This is a genomic window from Enterococcus sp. AZ095a, from assembly GCF_050546735.1.
In the GTDB taxonomy this organism is placed as follows: Bacteria; Bacillota; Bacilli; order Lactobacillales; family Enterococcaceae; genus Enterococcus_D; species Enterococcus_D entomosocium.
The window spans coordinates 1580733-1602514 of the sequence record NZ_CP172953.1 but is presented as its reverse complement, the minus strand read 5'-3'; the positions used below and the strand labels follow the sequence as shown (position 1 = coordinate 1602514).

Annotated in this window: 24 protein-coding genes and 1 pseudogene; 10 read left to right on the top strand and 15 right to left on the bottom strand. The window is 42.2% G+C overall.

The window, feature by feature from the left end:
* Window positions 1-5: 5 nt before the first annotated feature.
* Together IGJ26_RS07400 and IGJ26_RS07395 are read right to left on the bottom strand one after the other, a co-directional pair.
* Complete coding sequence (locus IGJ26_RS07400; protein ID WP_005236306.1) at window positions 6-272, bottom strand: ACT domain-containing protein; 267 nt, start codon at window positions 270-272, stop codon at window positions 6-8.
* 100 nt (window positions 273-372) lie between these two features.
* A complete protein-coding gene (locus tag IGJ26_RS07395) occupies window positions 373-1038 on the bottom strand; it encodes a 2,3-bisphosphoglycerate-dependent phosphoglycerate mutase (RefSeq protein WP_430599979.1) in 666 nt (221 codons plus the stop codon).
* Window positions 1039-1431: 393 nt separating this feature from the next.
* Here IGJ26_RS07395 and IGJ26_RS07390 point away from each other — a divergent pair, with 393 nt between their 5' ends.
* From IGJ26_RS07390 to IGJ26_RS07380, 3 genes are read left to right on the top strand one after another with little or no spacing between them, the layout of a single operon-like run.
* A complete protein-coding gene (locus tag IGJ26_RS07390) occupies window positions 1432-2913 on the top strand; it encodes an ABC transporter permease subunit (RefSeq protein WP_005236308.1) in 1482 nt (493 codons plus the stop codon).
* Entirely contained in the window at window positions 2906-3628 is a 723-nt protein-coding gene (locus tag IGJ26_RS07385) for an amino acid ABC transporter ATP-binding protein (protein WP_016620845.1), read from the top strand. The genes IGJ26_RS07390 and IGJ26_RS07385 overlap by 8 nt, the downstream gene beginning before the upstream one ends.
* A 17-nt stretch (window positions 3629-3645) precedes the next feature.
* On the top strand, window positions 3646-4800 hold the full coding sequence (locus IGJ26_RS07380; protein ID WP_016613369.1) for a pyridoxal phosphate-dependent aminotransferase: 1155 nt from the start codon (window positions 3646-3648) through the stop codon (window positions 4798-4800).
* A gap of 154 nt (window positions 4801-4954) precedes the next feature.
* Here IGJ26_RS07380 and IGJ26_RS07375 read toward each other — a convergent pair whose 3' ends face one another.
* Window positions 4955-5662: a DUF4811 domain-containing protein gene (locus tag IGJ26_RS07375; protein WP_016613368.1), complete on the bottom strand. Its 708-nt coding sequence runs from the start codon at window positions 5660-5662 to the stop codon at window positions 4955-4957.
* Complete coding sequence (locus tag IGJ26_RS07370) at window positions 5659-7137, bottom strand: MDR family MFS transporter (RefSeq protein ID WP_005236311.1); 1479 nt, start codon at window positions 7135-7137, stop codon at window positions 5659-5661. Before IGJ26_RS07370 ends, IGJ26_RS07375 begins: the two co-directional genes overlap by 4 nt.
* A 137-nt stretch (window positions 7138-7274) precedes the next feature.
* Between IGJ26_RS07370 and IGJ26_RS07365 the strand changes: the two genes are divergently transcribed.
* The 4 genes from IGJ26_RS07365 (at window position 7275) to spxB (ending at window position 10489) form a co-directional block, all read left to right on the top strand.
* Window positions 7275-7760: a MerR family transcriptional regulator gene (locus tag IGJ26_RS07365; RefSeq protein WP_008381378.1), complete on the top strand. Its 486-nt coding sequence runs from the start codon at window positions 7275-7277 to the stop codon at window positions 7758-7760.
* Window positions 7736-7978 (top strand): hypothetical protein, encoded by a 243-nt coding sequence (locus tag IGJ26_RS07360; protein ID WP_430599978.1) that lies wholly within the window; start codon window positions 7736-7738, stop codon window positions 7976-7978. Before IGJ26_RS07365 ends, IGJ26_RS07360 begins: the two co-directional genes overlap by 25 nt.
* Complete coding sequence (locus tag IGJ26_RS07355; RefSeq protein ID WP_008381380.1) at window positions 7936-8628, top strand: N-acetylmannosamine-6-phosphate 2-epimerase; 693 nt, start codon at window positions 7936-7938, stop codon at window positions 8626-8628. Before IGJ26_RS07360 ends, IGJ26_RS07355 begins: the two co-directional genes overlap by 43 nt.
* Window positions 8629-8755: 127 nt before the next feature.
* The gene (gene spxB, locus IGJ26_RS07350) at window positions 8756-10489 is read left to right on the top strand and encodes a pyruvate oxidase (RefSeq protein ID WP_194199487.1); all 1734 of its coding nucleotides are present in this window, start codon (window positions 8756-8758) and stop codon (window positions 10487-10489) included.
* 77 nt (window positions 10490-10566) lie between these two features.
* Here spxB and IGJ26_RS07345 read toward each other — a convergent pair whose 3' ends face one another.
* Window positions 10567-10695, bottom strand: a complete 129-nt coding sequence (locus tag IGJ26_RS07345; RefSeq protein ID WP_005236316.1) for a hypothetical protein — start codon at window positions 10693-10695, stop codon at window positions 10567-10569.
* Window positions 10696-11106: 411 nt separating this feature from the next.
* On the opposite strand from IGJ26_RS07345, the gene IGJ26_RS07340 reads away from it, so the two are divergent.
* Both IGJ26_RS07340 and IGJ26_RS07335 read left to right on the top strand, forming a co-directional pair.
* Complete coding sequence (locus IGJ26_RS07340) at window positions 11107-11652, top strand: NfeD family protein (protein WP_194199486.1); 546 nt, start codon at window positions 11107-11109, stop codon at window positions 11650-11652.
* Between the two features lie 25 nt (window positions 11653-11677).
* Entirely contained in the window at window positions 11678-13132 is a 1455-nt protein-coding gene (locus IGJ26_RS07335) for a flotillin family protein (RefSeq protein ID WP_008381386.1), read from the top strand.
* A gap of 78 nt (window positions 13133-13210) precedes the next feature.
* Here IGJ26_RS07335 and IGJ26_RS07330 read toward each other — a convergent pair whose 3' ends face one another.
* From IGJ26_RS07330 to IGJ26_RS07320, 3 genes are all read right to left on the bottom strand, one after another.
* A complete protein-coding gene (locus IGJ26_RS07330) occupies window positions 13211-13780 on the bottom strand; it encodes a sugar O-acetyltransferase (RefSeq protein WP_005236324.1) in 570 nt (189 codons plus the stop codon).
* Window positions 13781-13802: 22 nt separating this feature from the next.
* Window positions 13803-14312, bottom strand: coding sequence for a cyclophilin-like fold protein (locus IGJ26_RS07325; protein WP_008381393.1), 510 nt, complete (start codon window positions 14310-14312; stop codon window positions 13803-13805).
* A gap of 124 nt (window positions 14313-14436) precedes the next feature.
* The gene (locus IGJ26_RS07320) at window positions 14437-15534 is read right to left on the bottom strand and encodes an alpha/beta hydrolase (RefSeq protein WP_008381394.1); all 1098 of its coding nucleotides are present in this window, start codon (window positions 15532-15534) and stop codon (window positions 14437-14439) included.
* Window positions 15535-15749: 215 nt separating this feature from the next.
* On the opposite strand from IGJ26_RS07320, the gene IGJ26_RS07315 reads away from it, so the two are divergent.
* Complete coding sequence (locus tag IGJ26_RS07315; protein WP_016613358.1) at window positions 15750-16628, top strand: LysR family transcriptional regulator; 879 nt, start codon at window positions 15750-15752, stop codon at window positions 16626-16628.
* Window positions 16629-16937: 309 nt separating this feature from the next.
* Here IGJ26_RS07315 and IGJ26_RS07310 read toward each other — a convergent pair whose 3' ends face one another.
* From IGJ26_RS07310 to IGJ26_RS07280, 7 genes and pseudogenes are all read right to left on the bottom strand, one after another.
* On the bottom strand, window positions 16938-17399 hold the full coding sequence (locus IGJ26_RS07310) for a DUF3788 family protein (RefSeq protein ID WP_086299502.1): 462 nt from the start codon (window positions 17397-17399) through the stop codon (window positions 16938-16940).
* A 43-nt stretch (window positions 17400-17442) separates the two neighbouring features.
* Window positions 17443-17907 (bottom strand): hypothetical protein, encoded by a 465-nt coding sequence (locus IGJ26_RS07305; protein WP_086372843.1) that lies wholly within the window; start codon window positions 17905-17907, stop codon window positions 17443-17445.
* Between the two features lie 231 nt (window positions 17908-18138).
* On the bottom strand, window positions 18139-18270 hold the full coding sequence (locus IGJ26_RS07300) for a hypothetical protein (RefSeq protein WP_008381400.1): 132 nt from the start codon (window positions 18268-18270) through the stop codon (window positions 18139-18141).
* A 171-nt stretch (window positions 18271-18441) separates the two neighbouring features.
* Window positions 18442-18807, bottom strand: a complete 366-nt coding sequence (locus tag IGJ26_RS07295) for a hypothetical protein (protein WP_005236340.1) — start codon at window positions 18805-18807, stop codon at window positions 18442-18444.
* Window positions 18808-19075: 268 nt separating this feature from the next.
* Window positions 19076-20059 (bottom strand): serine hydrolase domain-containing protein, encoded by a 984-nt coding sequence (locus IGJ26_RS07290; protein ID WP_194199485.1) that lies wholly within the window; start codon window positions 20057-20059, stop codon window positions 19076-19078.
* A 151-nt stretch (window positions 20060-20210) separates the two neighbouring features.
* A complete protein-coding gene (locus IGJ26_RS07285) occupies window positions 20211-20747 on the bottom strand; it encodes a CDP-alcohol phosphatidyltransferase family protein (RefSeq protein ID WP_061054032.1) in 537 nt (178 codons plus the stop codon).
* A gap of 142 nt (window positions 20748-20889) precedes the next feature.
* Window positions 20890-21572: pseudogene (locus tag IGJ26_RS07280) on the bottom strand (M23 family metallopeptidase).
* Between the last annotated feature and the right edge of the window lie 210 nt (window positions 21573-21782).

Sequence of the window (21782 nt, the reverse complement as noted above, 5' to 3'; positions counted from 1 at the left end):
GCCTCCTATAATTTATGCATGGTATCAAAAATCTCTTGATTTTGAATGCTGATTTTCACACCTAATGCCTGACCTATTTGGTGAAGCTCCTCACGAACACCGTCAAAATCCTGATTGGCATCCATGTTTAAAAGCATCATCATCGTGAAGTAATCTTCCATGATCGTTTGGGACACATCTAAAATATTGATTTCTAATTCTGCTAATTTCTGGCTGACACCGGCGATGATCCCAACCTTGTCTTTTCCAATAACGGTTAATACGGCTTTCATATTCTCCCGCCTTTCATTAAATTTTTCTTATTATAGCACAACAAAGCCACATTTTCGATGTAACATCAAACGAAAATGTGGTTTATTCTTTAAATGTTCGTTATATCGCCCGTTCAATCAAGTTTGCTTGGCTATCAAACTCATAAATGATCGGCTGTGCGTTAGGAATATCGATCGTATCCATGTCATCTTTGGGCACGTCCTCCAAGTATTTGACTAACGCCCGCAAACTGTTCCCATGACCAGTAATGAGAATATTCTTATGATCTTTAAGTAACGGAACCACCTGATCTTGCCAAAATGGAACCACTCGGGCCACGACCATTCCCAGATTTTCTCCCTTAGGAATCAAGCGAGGATCCAAAGAATCGTAGCGTCGATCGAAATCATTTTCCTCCACATATAAAGGCGGTTCATCATATCCTCGACGCCATTTTTGCACCTGTTCTTTTCCATATTGTGCCACCATCACATCTTTATTGACCCCAACCAGTTGCCCATAATGACGCTCGTTTAAGCGCCATGTTTTGTGTACAGGGACCCAAAGCTGATTGCTAGCTTCCAAAACGGCATCACACGTGATGATCGTTCGTTGAAGCACAGATGCAAAGGCAAAATCAAAAGTAATCCCCATTGCTTTGATCTGTTCCCCTGCTACCCATGCTTGTTGCCGGCCTTTCTCGGTCAGCGAAACATCCAGCCATCCTGTCCAATAATTTTCGAAATTTGCTTCACTTTCTCCGTGTCGAATCAATACGACCTTCATCCTACCGCCTCCTCTTCACTTTTATTATCGCAAGAAATCAAAAAAATGTCTTATGTTTCGTTTTTTTTGGCTTCTTCTGAGACCATTTTCCATTTGTTCATTCAGTGTGGTCACATTTCTTTATTATCGGTTATTTTCAAAGTGAAAGATCGAATATATATGTTTAGAAAAAAGACGCTGTGCCTTCTTCACATTGCTCTTGGTTGGATTGCAAAAAAATTGAATAAATGGTTTTACGCTCTACAACATTTTTTGACTTTTTTTCTCTGACTTATTGACTTCAACTGATGTTATGCTATGATAGTTTCTATCACTTATATGTATTTTTATACATTTATTAGTTATTATTTGCATTTTTAATAGATGCGCAGAAAAAGTTAAAGGGGCGTTTACATGAAAAGGTTTAGTAAGGGTACTGTTTTATTAGGGATCATCACAGCATTGCTGCCGTTTTTCTTTGTCGGACAAGCACATGCAGAAGAAACTGATCCAATCTATGAAAAAGTCAAAGAAAATGGTGTATTAGTCGTGGGTTTATCTGCCGATTATGCACCTTATGAATTCCGTGCCAATGTTGACGGAAAAAATGAAATCGTGGGAATCGATATTTCCATTGCCCAAAAGATTGCAGATGACTTAGGGGTCGATCTGAAAATCGAGGAACTTGGGTTTGATGCGTTGTTAGGGGCGTTAAAAACGGGTAAAATCGATGTCGTCATCTCTGGGATGGCTGCTACGGATGAGCGCCGCAAAGAAGTCAATTTCACTGACACCTATATGGAAGTCCAACAAACTGTTCTGGTTCGAGCGGAAGACGCGGATCGTTTCCAATCGACGGCTGATTTTGATGGTGTGGCTGTCGGTGCACAACGACAAACCACCCAAGAAGAGCTGGCAAATACAGAATTGACTGGCGCGACTGTCACCTCTTTGCAAAGGGTGCCTGATTTGATAACCAATCTAAAATCACGCAAGATCGATGCGATCGTGATGGAAGGTCCCGTTGCCGAAGCATATGTGACGGCGAATGATACATTGGCATTAGCCGAAAATGTCACGTTTGAAAACGGTGTGAAGGAAACCGCCATCGCCATCTCGAAAGAAGCGCCGGTTTTACTGGAAAAACTCAATTCCTCCATTGAAACCATTATTAGTAATGATCTTTTAAGCCAATACAAAGAAGATGCCTATCGATTGATGTTTACCGAAGATGGCACGATCGATGAAGAGCAAAGCTTTTGGGAAAAATATCTGCCTTTTTACATCACCGGAACTGGCTATACCATCTTCCTAGCCTTGGTTGGGGTATTATTCGGCTCTATCGGTGGCAGTTTGTTAGCCTTTATGAAGCTTTCTAAATCAAAAGCACTGAAAGTCATTGCCGCTGTCTATATTGAATATGTTCGAGGAACACCTTTGTTAGTACAAATATTTATTGTATACTTTGGAACAGGCGTGTTAGGCTTAGAGCTTTCGAAATTAGCTGCCGGCTGTATTGCCTTAGCACTAAACAGCGCCGCCTATGTGGCAGAAATCATTCGTGCCGGGATCAATGCCGTCAACAAAGGACAGCTGGAAGCCGCTCGTTCATTAGGAATGAATCAGATCCAAGCGATGCGCTTCATCATTTTCCCGCAAGCCATCAAAAACATCTTGCCTGCTCTAGGAAATGAATTTGTCACGGTCATTAAAGAGTCTTCGGTCGTATCGGTGATCGGTGTGTCTGAACTGATTTTCCAAACAGGCGTCGTTCAAGGGGCCAGCTTCAAACCGTTTTTACCATACGTTATCGTATCATTGATCTACTTTGTATTGACCTTCGCCCTCTCACGTCTCTTGGGTGTTGCTGAAAGGAGAATGAAAACTAGTGATTAAAGTTGAAAAATTAGTGAAAATATTTGGCGAGAATACCGTCTTAAAAGAAATCGATCTTGAAGTGACACCTGGTGAAGTCGTTGTGATCATCGGACCATCAGGAAGTGGAAAAAGTACTTTCTTACGCTGCTTGAACCTTCTTGAACAGCCGACCGGTGGGAAAATCACCTTCGAAGGCAATGATTTATTGGCAAAAGGTGTGAAAATCGATCAGATTCGTCAAAAAATGGGAATGGTTTTTCAAAGCTTCAATCTATTCCCTCATAAAACGGTGTTAGAAAATCTGACTATCAGCCCGATCAAAGTCAAACAGCAAGGGCAAGCCGCTGCCGAAGAGACAGCGAAAGGATTGCTGGAGCAAGTTGGCTTAGCTGAAAAAGCGGATAGTTACCCCTCTAGCCTTTCTGGCGGGCAGCAGCAACGGGTCGCTATTGCTAGAGCGTTGGCAATGGATCCTGATGTAATGCTCTTTGACGAACCAACATCGGCTTTGGACCCAGAAATGGTCGGAGAAGTGTTGACGGTCATGCAAGCTTTAGCAGAAAAAGGCATGACGATGGTGGTCGTTACCCACGAAATGGGCTTCGCTAAAGAAGTTGCCGATCGTGTCATCTTTATGGCTGACGGTATCATTCAAGAACAAGGAACACCAGAACAAATCTTTGAGCATCCGCAAAATGCGCGGACGCAGGATTTTTTAAGCAAAGTTTTATAGAAATTGGAGATGACAAAATGAACCGTCCGTTGATTGCAGAACGTTTTTTACAACCAGAGGAAAATCTTTTAATGGAGATCGCCACTCTTGCGAAGAAAACCCCAAATTTGATTGATTTGTCGATTGGTGATCCTGATTTGATTACAGATGCGACGATCATTGAAGCAGCTTTTGCTGACGTCAAAGCGGGTCATACAAAATACACCGCTTCAGACGGCAGTGCTGATTTTATCCAAACTGTCGTTGATTTTTATCAAAAGCAATACCAGCTTACTTTTTCTCCTAGCCAAGTACGAGGAACTGTCGGTGCATTGCATGGCATGTACTTAGCTTTGGCTGCCATCATTGATCCTGGTGATGAAGTGATTATTCATGAACCATACTTTTCACCTTATAAACAACAAGTCGAACTAGTCGGTGGTGTGCCGGTCTTTATCCCGACCTTTGAAAAAGATGGCTTTCAAATCGATGTCGAGGTCTTAAAATCCGCCATCACTGAAAAAACTCGGGCGATCATCATCAATTCACCAAACAATCCTACTGGTGCTGTTTTTTCTCCAGAAACTTTTGAAAAAATCGCAGCAGTTGCCATTGAACATGACTTGCTGATCCTCTCGGATGAAGTCTATGAAGCCTTTTGCTTTGATGATACCTTTGTACCGATGGCAGCCTTCGCACCTGAGAACACCATCACATTCAGCAGTTTCTCAAAAGCCTTTGCCATGACTGGCTGGCGGATCGGCTACATGATCGCACCTGAATCGATCAATCTTACGGCAAAACTGATCAATGAGGCGATCGCCTATTCGGCACCAACCCCTTCACAACGGGCAGGTATTTACGCATTGAATCACTATGATACCCTCGTGCCGCAAGTGGTTGCTGTCTTTAAGGAACGACTGACTTACATTGAACAACGGGTTGCTGAGATCCCATTCCTTTCCTTATCCCCTGTCAAAGGAAGCATGTATGCCTTCATCAACATTGAACAAACAGGGTTGGACTCTGTCAGCTTTGTAGAGAAATTATTAAAGGAAACCAGTGTGCTGATGATCCCTGGGAAAGCCTTTGGAGAAACGACCGGCGATGGCTATGTTCGCTTAGCTGCCACCCAATCGTTGGACTTGTTAAAAGAAGCTTTCGACCGGATTGCCGCGTGCTCATTTGAATAAAGAAAATCCCACACACTAGTAGTGAGTGGGATTTTTATTGTTGATGGACACGACCAACATTTAGCAGCTGTTTCGCTAAATCACAAGTTTCATGTAGAAAAAGGGACAGAAGAATCCGATTTGATTCTTCCATCCCATGACTATCTACTCGTTTTTACTTTTTTGCTTCTTCAAGCAGTTTTGCCATCGCTTCTTTTTGATAAGCTTCTGTCAATTCAGCGATTTTTGCTTTTTGGGCTGCCTCGTCCATAGTTGGATCAGCCATTAATGCAGCTTGCATTTTTTCTTGGACATACGCTTGTCCTTGTGTTTTCATGGTGTCCGCTTGTTCTTTCGCTAAAGAAGCCAGTTTTTTTGCTTGATCCACACTCAAGACTTCCCATGAATCTGGTAATGAGAACGTATTGGTACGGCTGACATATTGGCCATCGTTATCAGCGATTCCGAACAAGAAGCGTGATAGGTCACTTTTATAAACCCAGCGCGTCGTTTTTGTTTCTAATTGAGCTGACTCAGCCCCTGTTTCCACGACATTGGTCACTTTATCAGTACCGGTTTGTTTTGGTTCCTCTTGATCAGTATCCGTTTTATACAGGTAGATTTTTTCCGTACCATCTCCTAATGGCTGATACAATAGTAAATCAAAATTCTCATTATCGGCACTAGAAACCAGTGCTGTTGTTTTAGCAGTCGTTTCTTTTTCCATTCCAAAATGGTAAGTCAAATTGGCCATCAATGCGACGACACTTGCTACGAAGACTAGACCTAAGACCAATGATAAACCTGTTTGCCGCTTGTTTTTGGCAAAAACATTCAGTACCGCAAACCCTAACACGCTAAGAACGATCAAAAGCAAGATCATTTGTCCGCACCTCCTTCAAGAACCGTCAATCGTGGTTCTTTTTTCTTTAAGGAGAAGGCGATCAAGAATCCTAAGAAGCTAAAGACCGCTGCCACATAAAAAGCGGCATGGTAGCCAGATAAAGTCGCTTCGATTGCTTGTTCTTTGTATGCCAAAGGCGTTGCATCCAGCAAAGAATCACTTGGCAAGTTGCCTTTGGTGACGTTTGTCAAGACACTGATCAAGATAGCCGTACCAATTGAGCTGGCTACTTGACGGAACGTATTGTTTACTGCGGTACCATGACTGATCAGATTACCAGGCAATGCATTCATTCCTGAAGTCGTTACTGGCATCATCACCATTGAGATCCCGAACATCCGAATCCCATAAAGAATGATGATATGCAAAATCGGTGTATCTTTTGTTAAGAAAGCAAATGGTAAGGTTGCGGCGGTCAAGATAAACATCCCGGTGATAGCTAAACGTTTTGCACCATACTTATCAAAGATCGCACCAGTGATCGGCATCATGATCCCCATAATCAACGCACCTGGTAATAACATCAATCCTGAATGGAACGCTGATTCACCACGAATGTTTTGGATATACAATGGGAGAACCATTTCAGCACCGATCATCGCCATATTCGTGACCCCGGAAAGGATCGATGCCAAGGTAAAGGTTGTTGATTTGAACACGCGCAACTCTAAGAAAGGATGCTCGATGTGCAATTGACGCCATGCAAAGAAAGCAATGAAAAAGACACCGGCTGCTAGAAAACCGATTACTTCAATACTGCCCCACCCTTTGTCACCGACACTTGAAAAGCCATAGAGCAATGTACCAAAACCAAGCGTTGATAAAATCGCTGAGAAAAGATCGATTTTCGGATGCGACAATTCAATCACACTCTTCATTAGAAAGAGCGCTAAGACTAAGACTAAAACGACGATAGGAATGACCATTCCGAACAAATAACGCCAGTCATAATGATCAATGATCCAACCAGATAACGTTGGGCCTAAGGCTGGTGCCAACCCAATAACGATTCCAGACATGCCCATAGCTGAACCGCGTTTTTCTGGTGGGAAGATCGACAACATGATATTTTGCAAAAGCGGCATGGAGATCCCTACACCAGCAGCTTGCACTAAGCGGCCAATCAATAATGTAGAAAAGTTCGGTGCTGCAAAACAAGCGATCGTTCCAGCCAGGAAGATGCTCATTGCCGTTAAGTAAAGATTTCTTGAGCTGAACTTGTTGATCAGCCATGCGGTGATCGGGATCATGATCCCATTGACCAGCAAGAAACCGGTGGTTAGCCATTGGACATCAGATGCAGAGATGTCAAAGGCATCCATCAAGGTTGGAAAAGCCGTTGTTAACAATGTTTGGTTCAAAACAGTACAAAACGTACCGATCAGCAAAACCATAACCAGTAAGGAACGATTGTAAGGTTTGCCGTAGATATCTAAAGGACGACTCGTTGACATATTTCACACTCTTTTCAGTATATTTTTCATAAAACCTTCTTTACTTTAAATCTTTCCCTAACATTTGTCAACCTACTTGACATAAAAGTAAAACAAGTTACAATGTTAACAAATACCTTTACAAGAATGGAGTCCGTATGTCTCATCTTTTTCGAAAACTCGTTGATAATGAAAACTTGTTGGTCGGCATCAGCGAACTTAGCCAAATGTGTGATATCTCCCCTCGCCAATTGCGTTATTGGGAACAAAAAGGATTTATTCAATCGGTCCCACAAGAAGAAAATGCCCCACGAAAATACCGACTGCCCACGGTCGTCAAAGTGGAAATGATCAAAACGTTTTTAGATGAAGGCTTTACGTTAGCCAAGGCTGTTGAAAAAGCAGACAAAAAAATCAAGACCGCCCATCATATTCGCAAAGTGTTTTCTGGGGTTTTACAGAATTTAGAAGTCATCAATGAACGGTTTACGATCATCAGTCTGGGACCAGTAGACGAAGACGGAAAAATCCTCCATATCATTCACGATGAAGAAACAGACCGATTGCAATACGAAGTGCTGTCTGCTAATCAAACGATCGATTTTGAGAAGTTCAAGCAATGCACGTCAAAACAAGCGGAATAAATGATTCCCTATCCTCACCTCCTAATGAAGCAAGCACCCTTGATGACGGTGCTTGCTTCTTTTTTGGTGTTCGCTTTCCTTTTAAAGAAGGTGTCGTTTCATTTACAAGAAAAAAGCCTCATGATATAGTCGAAGGGAGAAACGAACCTTTACAAGAATGGGAAGTGTCAAATACATGGAAAAAGAAGTTTTTATTCAACAAATCAAGGACGGAGTGATCGTTTCTTGTCAAGCATTGCCTGGAGAACCCCTATATACCGAAAACGGCGGTGTCATGCCCCTATTGGCAAAAGCAGCTCAAGAAGCTGGTGCTGTTGGCATCCGTGCCAATTCCGTTCGCGATATTCGCGAGATCCAAGCAGCTGTTGATTTGCCGATCATCGGAATCATCAAAAAAGACTATCCACCGGAAGAACCATTTATCACAGCAACCATCAAAGAGGTACACGAATTAGCAGCTTTACATATTGCGGTGATCGCCTTGGACTGCACCTTGCGCAAACGTCATGATGGCTTGACGGTCAATGCCTTTATCAAGCAAATCAAAACTCTTTATCCCCATCAACTACTCATGGCAGATATCGCCACCTATGAGGAAGGCATCAATGCCTTTGAAGCGGGCGTCGATTTTGTTGGTACAACTTTGTCAGGCTACACGGCGAACAGTCCTACCAATGACGAACCGGACTATCAGTTGATCCAGCAATTGGTTGCGGCGAAGGTTCCGGTAATAGCCGAAGGCAAGATCCACACACCGGAACAAGCAAAAAAAATTCAGGATATGGGTGTGACCGGTATCGTGGTTGGTGGTGCCATCACCCGACCAAAAGAGATCGCCAGTCGATTCGTGCAAGAGCTTCGCAACTGAGTCGTTCATTTCCTAAAATAAGTCTTTCTATGCGCCTTGTGACAGAAGGCGCATTCTTTGTTGTCTTTTTGAGAAACGTTTATACTTAAAAGAGAACGAATGACAACAGAGAAAGCGAGTGAAGAAAATGACAAAAATCAATGCTGGTACAGCAATGATCAAGATTTTTGAAGCGTGGGGCATCGACCATATCTATGGAATCCCCGGTGGATCTTTCAACTCAACGATGGATGCTTTGTACCATGAACGGCAATCGGTCAAATATGTTCAAGTACGTCATGAAGAAGCGGGTGCGCTGGCAGCGGCGGCTGATGCCAAGCTAACGGGAAAAGTCGGTGCGGTTTTTGGTTCTGCTGGTCCGGGTGCCACCCATTTGATCAATGGCTTATACGATGCTCAAATGGATAATGTGCCCGTCGTTGCCTTGTTAGGACAAGTAGCTTCGAGCTCGATGAACTACAATGATTTTCAAGAAATGAATGAAAATCCGATGTTCGCTGATGTCAGTATCTACAATCGCACGGTCATGTCCCCTGAAAGTTTGCCTCACGTGGTGGACGAAGCCATTAAAGCAGCCTACAAATTTAAAGGAGTCGCTGTGGTAACGATCCCGGTCGATTACGGGTTTGCAGAAATCGACGAACAGGAGATTGCAACCGCAAAAAATCATAAGACAGGTGTTCTCCAGCCTGATGAAGAGGGTTTACAGGCTGCCCTTCCTTATTTTGAACAAGCAAAAAAACCCGTCCTTTATATCGGACAAGGTCTCTTTGGTCATTTTGATGCCATCGATGCTTTTTCTAAGCATTTCTCGATGCCTATCGCAGCTTCTGTCTTAGCCAAAGGCATCGTGCCTGATCTTTATGAAAACTTTCTTGGATTTGCTGGACGGGTTGCGACAAAACCTGCCAATGAAACTTTGGCAGAAGCCGATCTCATCGTTTTTGTCGGCAGTGACTTCCCTTTTGGCCGCCGCTTTTTCAATCCTGGTGCCAACTTTGTCCAAGTTGATATCGACGCCTCGAAATTTGGTCGTCGTCATCAGACGGATGTCTCCGTTTTAGGAGATGGTGCGACCGCTCTTAGAAAATGGACAGAGATGGCAGCCCCTCGTCCTGCAGATGCTTGGTTAAAAGCCAATCAAGAAAACTGTCGCAATTGGCATGCATGGCGCCATCATTTTTACCATGATTCGCAAGTTCCTTTGCGTCCTGAACCTGTCTATCGAGAAATCAACCGGATTGCAGCTCCTGATGCCCTGTTTGTCACGGATGTCGGTAATGTGACGATCCACAGTATCCGTCATTTAGAAATGACGGGTGAACAGCGTTTTATAACGTCTGGCTGGTTTGCGACAATGGGTAATGGTGTACCTGGTGGGATCGCAGCTCAATTGAGCTATCCGAATCGCCAAGTATTTACCTTTAGTGGGGATGGCGGTTTTGCGATGCAAATGCAAGACATCATCACCCAAGTGAAATATGATTTACCAATCATCAACGTGGTCTTTTCCAATGACTCATTCGGCTTCATCGAAGCGGAGCAAGAAGATACCGAGCAAACCAAGTTCGGTGTCCAACTAGCCGGTGCTGATTTTGGTAAAGTTGGGGAAGCATTAGGTGCGAAAGGCTTCACGGTAACGAAGGAAGATGAATTAGCATCCGTCTTTACACAAGCTAAAGAAATCAACGGACCTGTGGTGATCGATGTCAAGATCGCTAACGAACGACCTCTTCCTGTCGAAGAACTGAAACTTGATCCGAACCGCTTCAGCGCTGAAGAAATCGCAGCGTTTAAAGCAAAATACCAAGTCCATGATCTGCCAGCTTTGAGTGAGTTGTACGTGAATTCTGAGGAATAAAAAAAAAGAGAGAAAGACAGCAACCCTGTCCTTCTCTCTTTTTTTAATCGCTCATTTCGTATTAATAATCCATCGCCTTACTTATTATAAATTTTCGGGCCTTTACGCATGTTTTTCCGATCATTTTTTGGGGATTCCATCTTTTTTGAACGGCCGCCGCCTTGTTTTTTCTTGATTAGTTCTAACATTTTTTCTTTTTGATCCATCGATTCCACCTCTATTTCTTAGCAATACGATCTGTCGGTTGAAAAGAAGTGTTCCTGACTTCTTTTATGTTTGCGAACAACTACTTTATTTCGATTGGGTTAAAAAACAAACGCTGCCTATTGACGTGTCTAGAGTCAGCAGTTCCTTTTGACATTTTTACTACCCTGATTTAATCTACTTTGATTTTGATTGTTTGTCAATGGCTCTTGAAAAAATCATGTGCTTTTGTTGCCTTCTCCCAAATAACAAACCACCATTTATTATATTATTTTATCATTTTATCTAATTAAATCGAATATTTTTATTATTTATTGGTATAATTATAACAGAATCTCTGTTCCTTTCTTTTGCTTCCTTCGTTCTTCTTCCGATTGTCTCCTAACTTTCGTCGTTCTCACAAATCACGCTATTTGAAAGGAGGTGGATATGTGCTGCACACTTATGCACCTGAGCAAATTTATTTGTATGTTTTGATTGGCTGTGCTGTTTTAGCCTTTTTGCTGCTTCTGTTTGGGGATATCTTCGATTTCGACGGACCAGTCGATCCGATGTTAATTATTCCATGGTTTGCCTGTACAAGTCTCTTCGGTTACTTAGGAGAAACTTTTCTGTCTGGCTATTCGCTCCTACTTTTCGTCATTAGCGGCTGCCTTGCTACAGGGCTCGTTTTTCTCTTGAATTTTTACGTGCTGATTCCCATGCGAAATGCGGAAGCGACACTGTCAAGTTCTGAGAAAGATTTTGAAGGTCGCATCGCAACGGTGCTGACGCCGATTCCTTGTGAAGGAATGGGCGAAATTCAACTCACAAGTGTCACTGGTTCAAGCAATCGACCAGCTACGGCTTTCCAACCAATCGATGAACCATTAGCAGCTGGATCGAAGGTTTTGATTATTGAAGTCAAAGAACGAGTTTGCTACGTCGTTCCTTACACAAAAAAATTTTTGGATAACTAAACTAAATCACTAAAGAGGTGTATCTATGGATATTCTATTATCACCAATCGTTTTCCCGATCGCCATCGTGGCATTCATTTTATTAATGCTTTTGATCGTCTTTGTCACGAAATATCAAACAGCCAAGCCCGATGAAGCATTGATCATCAGCGGAAGCTATCTAGGTAGCAAAAATGTACACGCCGATGAAAGCAACAACAAAATCAAAATCGTGCGTGGTGGCGGAGCCTTTGTTTTGCCAGTGTTTCAACGATCGAATCGAATCAGTTTGCTCTCCAGCAAGCTGGATGTCTCAACGCCGGAAGTCTACACTGAACAAGGGGTTCCCGTGATGTGTGACGGAACTTCCATTATTAAGATCGGCTCATCCGTGGAAGAAATTGCAACGGCAGCGGAACAATTTCTAGGAAAAACCCGTGAAGAATTAGAAAATGAAGCGCGGGAAGTGCTAGAAGGCCATTTGCGTTCGATCCTTGGTTCGATGACTGTGGAAGAAATTTATCAAAATCGCGACAAATTCAGCCAAAGTGTGCAAGAAGTAGCCTCTGTCGATCTAGCGAAAATGGGCTTGATCATTGTCTCCTTTACGATCAAAGAAGTACGAGACAAAAACGGCTATTTGGATTCTCTTGGAAAGCCTAGAATCGCCCAAGTCAAACGGGATGCTGAAATTGCGGAAGCTGAAGCACTGAAAGAAACCCGCATCAAAAAAGCCCAATCGGAACAAGAATCGCAAACAGCGGAATCAAAACGCATGACCGAAATCGCTGAAGCATTGAAGGAAAAAGAATTGAAGCTGGCGCTTTATAAGAAAGAACAAGACATCGCCAAAGCCGATGCCGATCAAGCCTATCATCTACAAAGTGCCATCATGAAACAAAAAGTCCGAGAACAAGAGATTGAAGTCGAAGTCGTTGAACGACAAAAACAAATCGAATTGGAAGAAAAAGAAATCTTGCGTCGTGAGAAGCAATTTGATTCAGAGATCAAGAAAAAAGCCGATGCGGATCGTTATGCGCTTGAACAAGAAGCGCTAGCCAAAAAAGCATCTGCCTTAGCTACCACTGAAGCCGAGCAATTTCGAACAGAGTCCTTGGCAAAAGCCGAAGCCGATAAGATTCGTTTGATCGGTTTGGCAGAAGCCGAAACCACTTTGGCGAAAGGAACGGCAGAAGCCGAAACGAAAGAAAAAGTCGCTGAAGCCTTCAAGAAATACGATGAAGCAGCCATTCTGAGCATGATCGTCGAGATCCTGCCACAATTAGTCAAAGAAGCAGCCGCACCATTAGGCAATATCGATAAAATTTCAGTCGTTGATACAGGATCAGGTGAAGGTGGCGGTGCCAATCGTGTCACCAATTACGCCACCAATCTCTTATCGACCACACAAGAAACGTTGAAAGAAACCCTCGGTCTTGATGTGAAATCGTTGATTGAAAACTTCGCCGGTTCCACTACGAGCGAGCCGCCTCAAGAATAAGAAAACTGCTGTTAGTCTTCATCGCTTTACAAGCGACAAGGCGAACAGCAGTTTTTTTCTTACTCATTGCTATTATGCTTACTCAGTAACCTCTTTGACATATTTTGCAGGTACACCAGCCACGATCGTGCGCTCAGCGACATCTTTGGTCACCACCGACCCAGCAGCAATGATCGCATGGTCACCGATGGTCACACCGGCAACGATCGTTGCATTTGAGCCAATCCAGACATTCTTCCCAATCGTAATGGGGGCTGGATAAAGCGTGCTACGATCTTCAGGGTGAAGGCCATGATTCAAGGTAGCTAGAACAACGTTATGCCCAATTAGGGTATCATCACCGATCGTGATCCCTCCTTGGTCTTGAAAATGACAACCCGCATTGATAAAGACATCTTTGCCAATGCTGATATTCTTGCCATAATCTGTATAAAAGGGTGGAAACAGCGAAAAAGTCGGCTCAACTGGTTTTCCTGTTAATTGGGCAAAAAGTTCTTGTAACTCATCAGACTCATGGTAGACTGTATTGATTTTCATCGTGATTTTTCTCGCCTTAGCACTCAGAGCTACCATTTGTTTGGAAGCTTGCGAACCGGCAAGTAAGGGTTCGCCACTTGCCATGAGTTTGTTTAATTGATCGATCGTCATGTGTTTTTCTCCTATTCATTTGTTATTCACGAGGATTTCTTAACGAAAAAATAACCTCTACGTCTTCCGCCCCAAGTACTTCTTTTAACCCCGTCGGATCTTCAATGACACCGATACGATTATAACCACCATAAGAATTGGTAAAGGTCTGATAAAACAGCACCAACGTATGACTATTCCAGCTCATGATTTCTCCTTCGTGAATGATCTCCGGCCGTTCTGTAGTCATTTCTGGCAAATTCTCAGAAAAACGATAATATTTCTCGTTGTTGTTCAAATCACTCATTGTCACCGTAAAGGGCATTTGATTCATTAGGTGCTCAGACACCTCATTTTCATAAAACTTCGCTAGAAAATCCTGTTGACCAACCGTAATGACGACAGCTGTTGCTGCTGAAAACTGCTGGACATTCTCTTGGCTAGCTTCCGATGAAGTTTCGTTAGCGGATTGCATATTGGTTCTCTCTGTTTCGCTTGTCCCACAGGCACTTAATAAGAACAGCAAAATAGCGGATATCAATTTTATAAGCATCTCTTCGCTCCTTTCTGGTGATGATTCTATGTAGAAGCGGGCAACTGAATGCGTATTTTCAAAAAAACACGACTGCTCAGCAGAGGCAGAGTGACCGAACAGTCGTGAAGATCGTTGTGGCTATTTAGTTCAAATGTTCTTGGAAGAATTGGGTCATTTGATCAAAAGGAATTACGTCTGTTTGATCATATAGATCAACGTGCGAAGCATTAGGAATGACCGTCAACTCTTTGTTATCGCCTTGTAATTGTTCAAAGGCGTCTTGACTGAAGTAAAGAGAGTGGGCTTCTTCCCCATGTAGTAATAAAACGGCGCTTTGGATCTCATCGATATACGACAAGAGCGGCATATTTAAGAACGACAGCGATGATGTCACGTTCCAACCGTCATTAGAATTTAACGAACGTTCATGATAGCCGCGTTCCGTTTTGTAGTAATCGAAATAATCTTGCATAAAGACCGGTGCATCCTCCGGTAGTGTATCTGGCACTCCACCTGCTCTTTCGTAGCTACCGTTAGCAAAATCGACTGTCCGCTGGGCGTTCAGCTGTTGGCGCAATTCATGACGTCCTTCAGCCCCCATCTCATCAAAATACCCCTGAGCATTGACTCTCGACATGTCATACATCGTGGCGGAAACCGTCGCTCTCACACGGGTATCAATGGCTGCGGCATTCAATGCCATCCCGCCCCAACCGCAAATTCCGATCAAGCCGATTCTTTCTTCATCTACATTTTCTTGGACTGACAAAAAATCGACTGCTGCCTGAAAGTCTTCTGTATTGATATCTGGTGATGCCACATAGCGTGGTTCCCCACCGCTTTCGCCTGTGTATGAAGGATCAAAAGCGATCGTAACAAAACCTCGTTCAGCCATCGTTTGGGCATATAGACCAGATGTCTGTTCTTTGACTGCCCCAAAGGGTCCGCTAACCGCGATTGCTGGAAGTGGTCCTTGCGCATCAATTGGTTCATAAAGATCAGCAACTAAAGTGATGCCGTAGCGATTTTCAAAAGTTACTTTTCGGTGATTCACCGTGTCACTTTCTGGGAAAACTTTGTCCCATTCATCTGTAAATGAAACATTTTCTGTCATCGTTTCTCCTCCTGAACTGGCTTGTGTTGCTTCGTTTGCCGCCTCGTTATTGCTGCTGCAAGCACCTAAAATAAGTGGTGCTAGCATCAATAGTGATACAAGTGCCTTTTTTTGCCAATTTTTCATTTCATTCGCCTTCTTTCATGGTCAATCATCCTGTACCTTAGGGCGACATATACAACTCCTTTTCTCTTTTGATCTTTTGTTTGTTACCAGCAACTCATAGATCAAAAGAGTGATTCTCGGATTAAATCTATTGTACTTCGCGGTCTTTTCCATGTAAAATATCAATATCAAATACCTAACTATTCATTTTACGAATAACAAGAGGAGCATTTTAAATGGAATTAAAAAATCTGACCACCTTTTTAGCAGTTGCAGAAAAAGAGACAATTTCGGCTGCCGCAAAACATCTGCATCTTTCTCAACCTTCCTTGTCCCGACAATTGATGGAGCTAGAAAAAGAATTAGGCGTGACGTTGTTCACCCGAGGCAATCGCAAAATCACACTAACAGAAGACGGACTGTTGTTTCGTAAACGGGCGGAAGAAATCGTAGAATTATTAGAAAAGACCCGCTCAGAATTTTTGTCGCCTCGAGATACGATCGCCGGCAATGTATCGATCGGAGCTGGAGAAACTTATGTGATTCAGTTGCTAGGAGCAATCATCAAAGAAATCCAAGCTGAATACCCTAACATCAAATTTCACTTTTATAGCGGCAACGCCGATGAGGTCAAAGAACGATTGGATAAAGGATTGTTGGATTTCGGTGTCGTAATCAGTCCAGCAGACGTCAAAAAGTACCATTCCTTACGCTTACCTGCCAAAGATACCTGGGGCGTGTTGATGCGAAAAGACAGTCCTCTAGCTGTCAACGAAGTCATTACCCCAAAAGATCTCTGGGACGTTCCCTTGATTACTTCGCGACAAAGTTTGGTCAGCAGTGAACTTTCTAAATGGTTGAAAAAAGACCTGAAAAAATTGACGGTCGTCGCCACATATAACCTAGTTTACAATGCATCAAAGCTGGTAGAAGAAGGTGTCGGTTACGGATTGACTCTAGATAAATTAGTCAACTTCGCCCCAGATAGCCAATTGTGTTTTAGAAAATTGAGCCCAGCACTGGAATCAAACCTTGACGTCATTTGGAAAAACACTCAAGTTTTTTCAAAAGCTTCTGGACTTTTCTTGGAGCGGATGAAGGAACAGTTTTCGTAGGATAGGTATTGAAAAACAAAAAACGAAGTGTTTCATCTTTCACATGAAACACCTCGTTTTTCTTTATTAAATGAGATGATTTATTGGCTAAAATCAGTTAAGGCATTCCCGTTCTTTAACTTGGACGTCTTTTTCCATCCACTGAAATAGATGAAAAAATAGCCTATCTCCTTTAAATCACGACTCTTTATTACGAGACTTCCTAAAAAGCCATTGCGCATTCCGATAGCTATGGGTAAAAATATACAAATTTCCTTAGCTTTTAAGAACGACAAATATAAGAATTTTATTTTTTCGAAAGAAAATTGCTTAAATAGAATGCTTTCGAAACTCAGCGATTTGGTAAATATCACTCAAAGGAACGTCACTCGCTACATCAAAAATCACAGAAAAAAACGTCATTTTCGTGCCATTGGTCGGCGCCTTATGAATCCTTTCTTTTGTGTCATCACTGATTGGTAGAGACAATAACTGTGTTCGGACTTTCTCGCTAAAGTGAAAGGAGACTTTGAAGAAGCCCTCCCACATCGAAAGCCAAAAAATTGGTTTCACTTTATTCGTCCCACGAGTCGTTGTCCATTTGTATTCACCTTTGGACAACCACGCTTTTCCATCTTGGTAATAGCGCCAATCCATAAGAGAGATGCCCTCGTTTTCAAGCGTTTCGACAAAACGTTGATAAATGGCATATCCCTCACCCAGTGATTCCGCAATCAGTTGCTCTGTTGGTTTCACGTTTTTGTCTCGAAACAATTGCTCTTTGCCTTCCATCCTTTCGCTCAACTCCTTGCGCTTTTTTTAGGTTTTTGCTACGTTACAATTTAATTTTGTTGATATCATCAGTGATGACCCAATCGTCCATATTTTTTTCACGATTGTACTGAAATGGCGTTATTTCTTCTAATTCAGCGATTTCATAGACCGCTAGATACTTTTTCCCTGCCCAACGATCGACTTGCTTTTTCGATAGATTCAACTCTTTTTCATAGCGTTCTACAAAATCTATGGATTCTTCTTTCGTCATCTTTTCAGATTCAGTCACATTGGCAATGATGCCCCGATGAGTGATGGTCAAATCGCCGCTGGTCTCCACAAAATAAACAAGATCGTTGATTTTGGCTCTTCCTCCTAAGGGTGATTTTCTGCCAGCTGCCCCCCGAATGATCATTGTTTTGTCGCCATGAATCAGTTTCTCAAGCTCTTTGGCTTCCTTATTTAAATAGACCAAATGTTCTGCCCGCCCAGCTTTTCCTTGATACCATTCTGCTGTTTTTGTCATAAGAAGTTCCTCTTTTCATATGAATTGTTTTTTAGCGTTGTCCATTCCATACTGAATGGTTATTGGAACATTTTTTCAATCGTGTATAGGTGAGAGCTGCAACTGTTTCGATTGATGAATGAATAAAAACATTTGTGCAAAGGCATCTGGGATACCGCATTGGTCAAATGTTTCCGCATCTTCTTTCGTTTCGAACTTGGTGATGTCAGCCCAAATTTCTCAATCTACTAATCATTCAAAAGAAAGGTATCCTCTTTGTTTGAAAATGTATTCACGGTTGAATTGTTCAACGACTGGAACAAATTCTGCTGTTGAAGCACCTTTTATTAATTTGTATAAGTTATGAAATGCAACCTGTCCCATCGTGTGTTCCTCCTTTCCGATTCCCTCAAGAAACAGAGCATTTAAACAACTAATAGTCGTCGATTCAACATTCGAATGACTTTTTAACATCCCGTTGTATTTTTCCCTATAATTTCTAAACAGTTGCAACAAAAAGTCCGTTCATCTGAAGAGCATCCGATACTAAAACGATCACTCAATCACTTCCCCTAAAAGCTTGTCGTGGGGAACGATCAAACATTTCTCGATTGCTTTCCAATAGCTTTCATACAGCCTTTTTTGGGCTTTGCCATAGTTTTCTTCGGTATCAAACTCCCAATAGTGGGCATATTTCACACATTTTATGACTCTTGTCAATGGATCAGGCAGGCGTCCTTCCTTGATGGTGCTCATTTCTTTAATGTAATGGGTTCGTTTCATTAATCGAAAGAACAAAGCCCCCTCCATGGCCTTCATTGCCTCTGTTGCTTCCTGCATGATTGCTTCAAAGGTATCGACTTCACTTGGTTTTACTTGATAAATACTGATTTCTGAAAACACTCCGACCGCTCCTTTCACTTGTGATTTTCTTCTCAATTATAGTATACCAAGTTTACGCCGTTGATAGTTTGGTCATTTTATTCATTTCTCATTTATCTTCCGTTTATTATTGATTTGGCCTCCTATATGCGGGATCAAATTGCTAGATTTTAAATTCATAAAAGACTAGCAGCCAAGCTTTATCCGTAGTCACCTGCTTGCCATAGTCATTAAAAGGATCATAAAGCTTTCGCCTACAAAAAAAGCAATCAACTTTTGACAGTAGACTGCTTTTTCTTAACGCTCATTATTGCAAAAGGAACGGTTTTAGCTCTGTCTCGATAAAGTCGATTCGATCAAAGACAGTTGGCTTAAAATAAGCCGTAATAGCAATGACGCAATCTGATTCGGGATCAATATAAAGGACATTTCCGCTATTACCGATGGCGGCATAGGTGCTTTTCTCAGTATCCAAAATCCACCACAAATATCCATAACTCATGTTTTGAAATTTCTCTGTGTTTGTCTCTAGCGGATTGACCATTTCAGTGAGCCATTGTGAGGAAATCACTTGTTTCCCTTGATGGATGCCTTGGTTCAAGCATAGCTCACCGATTTTGGCTAAATCTTTTGCTGAAAGGCATAGCCCGTAACCTGCCGCCCCAATATTTAAAGGATCGCAAAACCAAACTGGTTTTTTTGGTGCCTTGCTCATTGTAAAGTGCTTATGTTCTTGTGCCGTTTTCGCATAATAATTGGTTATTTCGGCTACACCAAGAGGGCGAAATAAATAATGGTTCGCATAATCAACGGTCGTCATTCCAGAAGCTTTCGCTAACAAACCAGTGAGGATCTGCAGACAAACGGTTTGATAATTGAATTCATTTGTCACTCCTTTTCTTCCTCCCAATAAATCAAGGGAGGCGCTGGTCCAGTCGTCACTCGAACAAACTTTTGTCCATGGATCACCTTTGCATTTATACGGGGCTCGCATCGTTAATAGGTGTTTGATGGTAATATCGTGAATCGTTTTTTCGCCCCGTTTTACGGAATAGTCTGGAAAATAATCGAGCACTTTGTCATTGACACTCCTGATGAGGCCTTGATCTATCGCTATTCCGACTAGTAGAGAAACGATACTTTTCGTAGCGGACATAAGGTGGCAAGTATCGTCTGGCTTATACTCATGCCATTCATCCGAGTAAACTTCCTTTCCATTTTGGTAGGCAGAAATTTGGCAAATATTGGGCTGGTTTTTACTGATACATGCATGCAGTTCTTGTCTGTTCATTTGTGAAGCCTCCCTTCAAAGATAAGCATAGTACCATTAAAAATTGTTTTCAATGTTATTTTTAAAATTGTTTTTGAAAGGACTTTGAAAGGACTTTTAAAAGACTACTTCAGAGGAACAAACAAAAAAGGCACTCAATGATAGAGGTACCTTACATAAAACTTTCGAATATCGATTTTTGATTTCTATCCAGTTTTTTTGCGAGGATCGTTATCAACAATTCTTCTAATGCCGAAATAGTGGCGATGGTCCCCAAAATCAAGACAACAATTCTTTCATGGAATACGATGAGCAGCAATGGAAAAATACATAAAAGAAATCCGACTGCTTTGTTGAGCCATGTATGCAGACTGCTAAAAGACTGAAATTTTACATAGCCAATCAGATAACTGACGAAGCGGATGATAGCGATCACCAAGATCCAAACCATGATCGTTTGGGTTTCCAAAAGCTGCGGTAGAAAAGAAAGAAAGACAGCGAGAAAAAAGCTTACATCTGCGAAACTATCTAGTAAGGCACCGACCTCACTCGTGAGGTTCATCCTTCTTGCTAGTAGCCCATCGACAAGGTCACTTAAAAAACAATAGGAATAAAGCAGCCAAAACCAGCCAGACATTGGCTGAAGGAATAGTAAAAGTGGTGCTAGAATCAGTCGAGAAGTAGTAATGATATTGGGTAATTGCTTCATTTGTTCCCCCTGAGATACATTTTCTGAATACCTAAGATTGTTGCAAGTTTTTTAAAGAAGCTCAGAAACGTTAAAATGTTCTTTCTTCTAAGCATTTCGGCGATGCCCCCTATCAAAGTCTCACAGCTAGTCCCTAATGCTCCTATAAAAATCGTATCCGTTCTGTACTATCTGGTATCTGATTCCGAACCTTTATCCATCGTCCTGCTCGGTAAACCTCGTATTCTTCAAAGCGGCAAGGCAGCCCTTTTGCATGGGCGATATCGTTACTGTCCATCACTTGAAAATGCAGATGAGGCGAAGTCGAATTGCCGGAATGACCGACATTGCCAATCACCATCCCTTTGGTGATTTTTTGTCCTACGGAAACTTTGATGGATCCTTTTTGCAAATGGACGAATGCCATATATACGCCCTCAGAAGCTTTTATCACAATGTAGTTGCCAGCTATTTGTTGATACTCATCTTTTTGTTCATTAAAAAACAAGCCATTTTTTAAAGCAATCGAAAAATCGACAACCCAATGAACGACTTTGCGTTCCTGATAGCCCTCTCTTACAACAATCACTTCACCATCACAGGGCGCATAGATTTCTTTGCCCCAACAATAACAGTTCTCAAGGGGAACTCCTAAGAAGAAATAGCGCAGAAAGCTTCGGTCGTGAAAAGCTTTTGTTTTCCCCTCAAAATCGACTTGAAAAAATCAAACGCATAACGTAACCCCATTCGATCGGTGCCATGACTAGGAATCTTCTTGGCTGGTGTAGTCGGCGCAAGCCACTCACCTCTTAAGGGAAATTCAATGGTTATCGACTGCTCTTTCATAGGACTTTCTCCTTTTTGGATCACATGATCTCTTTTATTTGGAAATGACTATCAGCCTCGCGGCAATCTATACCTGTGCTTTACTCCTTTTCACTATAGGTCACCTAAGCCTTTTTTTCAACTCTAAAAAAGTGGGCTAATAGGAGTAGCTAAAAAAAAACACCTCAATCATATAGTGATTCCAAAAAGTTAGATCAAAAATTCTAACTT